This is a genomic window from Synechococcus sp. R6-10, assembly GCF_047461815.1.
In the GTDB taxonomy this organism is placed as follows: Bacteria; Cyanobacteriota; Cyanobacteriia; order Thermostichales; family Thermostichaceae; genus Thermostichus.
The window spans coordinates 1-4723 of sequence record NZ_JANSHW010000070.1; the positions used below are offsets into that span (position 1 = coordinate 1).

A 4723-nucleotide genomic window follows, 5' to 3' on the forward strand; every position below is an offset into this window, starting at 1 on the left:
TTTTGGCCATCTCCCACAAACTCAGCAACCCAGATCTGGAAAAAGCCTTTCAAGCTGCGCAGGAGATTCCTCTCTCCGAGATTCCAGAGCTGATCGGCCAACTGGAACTGAAGATGAAAGAGGCCGCCAAAAACCTAGAATTTGAGGAAGCCGCCGAGCTGCGAGATAGAATCAAAAAGCTGCGTCAACGCCTTCTGGGCCATTCTCAGGGCACCTAAAATCCTTGCTCAGATCGGCCAAAATTGAGGTCGGCTTGTGCCACCATGAGCTTACAGGGCAGCCCTCAGGGATCCCCAATTGATCGATAGGCGTTCGTACCAAACCGGCCATGCAGGACTCCGTCCCACTTAAGCGAGCAGCTCTTTGGGTTGGGCTGACGGTGGGGATAGGTCTCTGGCTCACCCCTGCCGTCGCCTCTGCCTCCTCAGGGATCCCCTTGGCTCAAGCCCTTGAATTTCGGGATCCCAACTTTTTCCTGGCCGATCCCCGACCCACACCGGCTGAAGCGCCAACTCCTGAGGGATCCCCTGCTCCGGCTCCCAGCCCAATCGGGATCCCTTTGACCGGCCAAGAGGGCACAGAGGTGTTGGTGGGGAACATCCCGGTGTTCCGCCTGCAGACGGCAGACTACCCCAGCGATGTGCGGGCCGACAACGTTCGGGCGATCATCGAGCGCTTTCTCGAAGAAGGCCAGTTGCCGGAGCCAGAGGTACGGGTGGCCCAGGATGCCAATGGGCAATACATCTTACGCCTGGGGGAAAGAGGCCGCTTTGAGCGCACACAACGGTATTTGTTCACCGTCACCTATGCCGATGCAGCCGCAGAGCGCAGGGTGGCACCGGGTCAGGTGAGCCTGAATGACGTGCGTCTGGTGGCTAACAGTTGGGCGCGGCGGTTGGAGCAAGCGATTGCCGATTACCGCGAAGATCTGCTGGCTCTGCAGCGGGCCCAGGATCCGCGCGTGCTGGTTCTGACCCTTTTGGCAGGGATCGCCACCCTGGTGGTGGGGTTCTTTCTCTGGCGGCTGTTCGACCGCAGCCTAACCCGCTTGCAACGCTGGTTGGAGCTTAAGGCCGGAGAGACCTGGGGCACCTGGATTGATGTGGGTGGGATGCTGCTGCGGGGCGTGGGGGCAATCCTCATCGCCGGCATCTCGCTGGATCGCGGTATCAGCTTCATCCCTGCCCTACGACCGTTTCAGCGCTCCTTTTACCTGGGCCTGGGTCGTGTGGTCGCCACGGCTCTGGGCGTTCTCACCCAGCCTCTGCCCAACTCCAGCGTTTCGATTGCCAGCTTGCTGGTCTTCCTCGTCCTCTCCATCTTGGTTTTCACCGGCGCCCACTACGTCAGTGTTGGCTTCAAGCAGCGCTTTTTGGCACGCCTGGGGCTGGATCTGGGCACCCAAGAGTCTTCGGCGGCCATCTTCAAGTACATCCTGACCCTGTTCGGCATCCTTCTGGTCTTGCCCTTCAGCGGCCTTAATCTGGGCTCCTTGGCGGTTATTGCCGGGGCGGTGGGTTTGGGGATCGGCTTTGGTTTGCAAAACCTCTCCAACAACTACATCAGCTACATTGCCATTTTGCTGGAGCGCCCCATCCAAATCGGGGATCTGGTGGAAGTGGACAACTTGCTCGGCACGGTGGAGCGCATTGGGCCACGGGCTACCGTCTTGCGCACCCTGGATCGCATCTTTGTGATCGTGCCCAACTCCCGCTTTACCGAATCAAAGGTGGTGAACTGGAGCTACCGGGATCCCCGCTGTCGCATCCACATTCCTGTGGGCGTGGCCTACGGCTCCGATACCGCCCTGGTTACCGAAGCCCTGCTCAGCGCCGCCAGAGAAAATGCTCGGGTGTTGAGCAGCCCTGCCCCCCAAGTCTGGCTCAAGTCCTTTGGCCCTTCTGCACTTAACTTTGAGCTGCTGGTGTGGATCAACCGTCCTCAAGATCAGTTTGTCTTGATCAGCGAGCTAAACTTCCTAATCGAGGCTGAGTTTCGGCGACGTGGGATCCGCATCCCCTTCCCGCAACAAGATATTCATATCCGCAGCCTAGAGGGATTTGCCCCCCTCAGTCAAAATGGCGGATCCCCTTCTTTGCCCGATACCGACTCCATTCACTCTGCCCTCAAAGAAGCGGCTCAATCGCCGGAAGACCAAAATGGTGTTTCCTAAGCTATTGCCTGCCATTGACACCCTATCGACACCATGTTGCAGCGGTTAGATGAGGTACTGGGAAGCTTTGGCAGCCATCCCCGTTGGGCTGAACTGAAGCAAATGCAAACCCTGCGGCAGCTCTGGCCCGAACTCGTCGGAGAGGCCGTAGCCGCCCAAACCTATCCTCTCAGCCTGCGCCGACAGGTGCTGCAGGTGGCCACCTCTACCCCGGCCTGGGCACAAAACTTAACCTTGCAACGCCAGATCATTCTCAGGAAACTCAACAGCCGGCTACAATCTCCCCTCAGCGATATCCGCTTCAGCTCTGGTGCCTGGCACAAGGGATCCAGCCCGGCTGCCCCCCATCCTGATGCGGAGCTGACCAGCAAGTTTTATGGCGCTCCCCGCCTAGCAGACCAAGATGGACAACGCCCTGGATCCTGTCGCAGCCCCAATCCAAAACAGCCCACCTCCGACCCGAAAGTGGCTTTCGAGCGCTGGGCCAGAGTGGTGAAGCAACAACAAACCCAGGAGAACCTGTTCCCTTGCCCCGCCTGCCGCTGTCCCACCCCTGCCGCCGAATTGGAGCGTTGGTTTGTCTGTGGGTTCTGCCATCGACAATCCTTGCGCCCGCCCAGCTAACTCAGGAAACTCGAATTACGGTTGCTTCAAATGGCAATCAAACGATTCGTCAGGTCGATCCCCAACTTCTTTCTTCCTCTGAGAGAGGTTGTGGATGGTTACGTCAGCGGCAAGGAGCGCTTGGGAAGCGTCTCAACCCAGTTTGAAATGCAACTGCGAACCCTTAATCGTTCATAGCCCGATAGGTGGCCACCGAAGACGGCGATACACGGTTTAGATAGCGAAAGATCCAATACTTAAAAAGTGTATCTAGGAAAACCGGAAAAGTAGCAATAAAGCCGTAGATAAAATCGCGGTTCTCCGGTACCCCCAAATGGGCAGCCAAATTACCCAGCAGCACCTCCCAGCCGTGGGGTGAGTGATAACCGACAAACACATCGGTAAAAAGAATGATAATGAAAGCCTTGGCACTGTCGCTGAGGCCGTAGATCAGACGATCCAAAAAAGACTTGAGGACTTCGATTTCCTCACGCCCAATAAAGATAAGCCAGCCAAACACCAGCAGCGAAAGCAAATCAGCAAGGATATTCTTCAAGCCTTCCGAGTTCCTACGGCTATATTTTTTCAGCAGTTCCTCTGCCTTCATGGACAGTTGCTCTTCTGATTCCAGATCCCACTCTGGAGATTGATGGTGCAAAGCTCGCTCAAATTCTATTCTTTCCTTGAAAAACTCGAACTCTGACAGGGCTTTTTCTTGGAATTCGTGGCTTAGAGCCACAATGGCAGGCTCCCGTTGTTGGAAGTGATCCACCAATGGCCCAAACAGAAAGTTTTTCGAGAGGATCTGGGTGAGCAGAGGCAAAACGGCCAACAACAACAGAAAACGAATCGATACCAGTGTGCGAGTGCGAGCCTCCCGATACTCTTGGATCAGTTCCTCCTCGGCCTGGGAACTCAGCTCACGGCGGATTTGGCTGGCCGTGCGCAGAATGGAGCGGGGCAGAATCGCAGCTTTGGAAGCGACCGGGGCAGCGCCATTGCCGGAGCCTGCCTTGACAGAGACATTAGAAGAACTGGGTTCAGTTGAGGTAGGTTGTTCTGGCCGTTCGAGAGGCTCAGGTGAAGTGGAAATTGAAGCAGAGACAGGTTGGGATTTTCTGGTCGGGCGTTTGTATCGAGAAGTCACCTGATCGATAAACTGCAGTTTCTCCAAGATGGAAAGATCTCGTCTTTGGCGACCATTCTCAGGGTTTTCGCCGTTGCTTTCAGGAGCATCGACCTCAGCGGCATGGCGTTCTTGATCTTTATCTTGGGCAGAAACAGGGCCACTGCCATTTTGCTCGGGATCCGGCAGGCGAGAAAGGGCGCTGCTGGCTCTGAACTCTGCCAAACGCAGATCGATCTGGCGCAGTTGCCGGCGCAGTTGAATTTGAAAGTAGCGGCTGACATTCTGGCCGTGTTGCCCATTGCTGCCAATGGACCCTCCCTGGAAGTATTGATCCTCAATGGCTTTAATGCGCAGGGCAGCCTCATAAGCTTGGTCGAGGGAGCGCAGGGGGGTATTCGAGATCCATTGGCCCAGCCTGCTCAATACGGATTCTCCCATTGCTCGTTCCCGTGGCACTCCCCATAGGGGCCGATCCACACATTACAGTGATCCGATTGACTAATTATTGTAACGAGTCCTGGGTGCCTAGGCGGGAATCCCAACGGTGGAGAAGTACTTGCAGAGACTGGCCCTGCCTCGACAGAAGTACAGACCGGCACCTTTGGGTCAGAGCAAACTTCAGCTAGAAATCGCAGGAGCCCCGCACTGTACCCGTAGGGTCAGTGTCGGGAGGAATGCGAGGTTACAATAGAACCATGACCCAAGCCCTGACCGTCTCCTGCAAGCTCAAGGTGTCCCAGTCGCAGGCCGCCAAATTGGACGCGACTTTGGAGGCTTTTGGCCAAGCCTTGAATTGGGTCAACCAGAACACGCCGGAG

The 4723-nt window shown here is 56.3% G+C and carries 4 protein-coding genes and 1 pseudogene; 4 read left to right on the forward strand and 1 reads right to left on the reverse strand.

Annotated features, from left to right (window positions below):
- The 3 genes from NW837_RS02370 to NW837_RS02380 form a co-directional block, all read left to right on the forward strand.
- Window positions 1-218, forward strand: a 218-nt coding sequence (locus NW837_RS02370) for a UvrB/UvrC motif-containing protein (protein WP_414329100.1), incomplete at its 5' end; no start/stop codon positions are given.
- Between the two features lie 110 nt (window positions 219-328).
- Window positions 329-2173: a mechanosensitive ion channel family protein gene (locus tag NW837_RS02375; RefSeq protein ID WP_414329101.1), complete on the forward strand. Its 1845-nt coding sequence runs from the start codon at window positions 329-331 to the stop codon at window positions 2171-2173.
- Window positions 2174-2206: 33 nt separating this feature from the next.
- Window positions 2207-2797, forward strand: coding sequence for a DUF721 domain-containing protein (locus NW837_RS02380; protein WP_414329102.1), 591 nt, complete (start codon window positions 2207-2209; stop codon window positions 2795-2797).
- A 163-nt stretch (window positions 2798-2960) separates the two neighbouring features.
- Here NW837_RS02380 and pxcA read toward each other — a convergent pair whose 3' ends face one another.
- The gene (gene pxcA, locus NW837_RS02385; protein ID WP_414329103.1) at window positions 2961-4343 is read right to left on the reverse strand and encodes a proton extrusion protein PcxA; all 1383 of its coding nucleotides are present in this window, start codon (window positions 4341-4343) and stop codon (window positions 2961-2963) included.
- A 257-nt stretch (window positions 4344-4600) separates the two neighbouring features.
- On the opposite strand from pxcA, the pseudogene NW837_RS02390 reads away from it, so the two are divergent.
- Window positions 4601-4723 (forward strand): annotated as a pseudogene (locus tag NW837_RS02390) (RNA-guided endonuclease TnpB family protein); the annotation flags it as partial.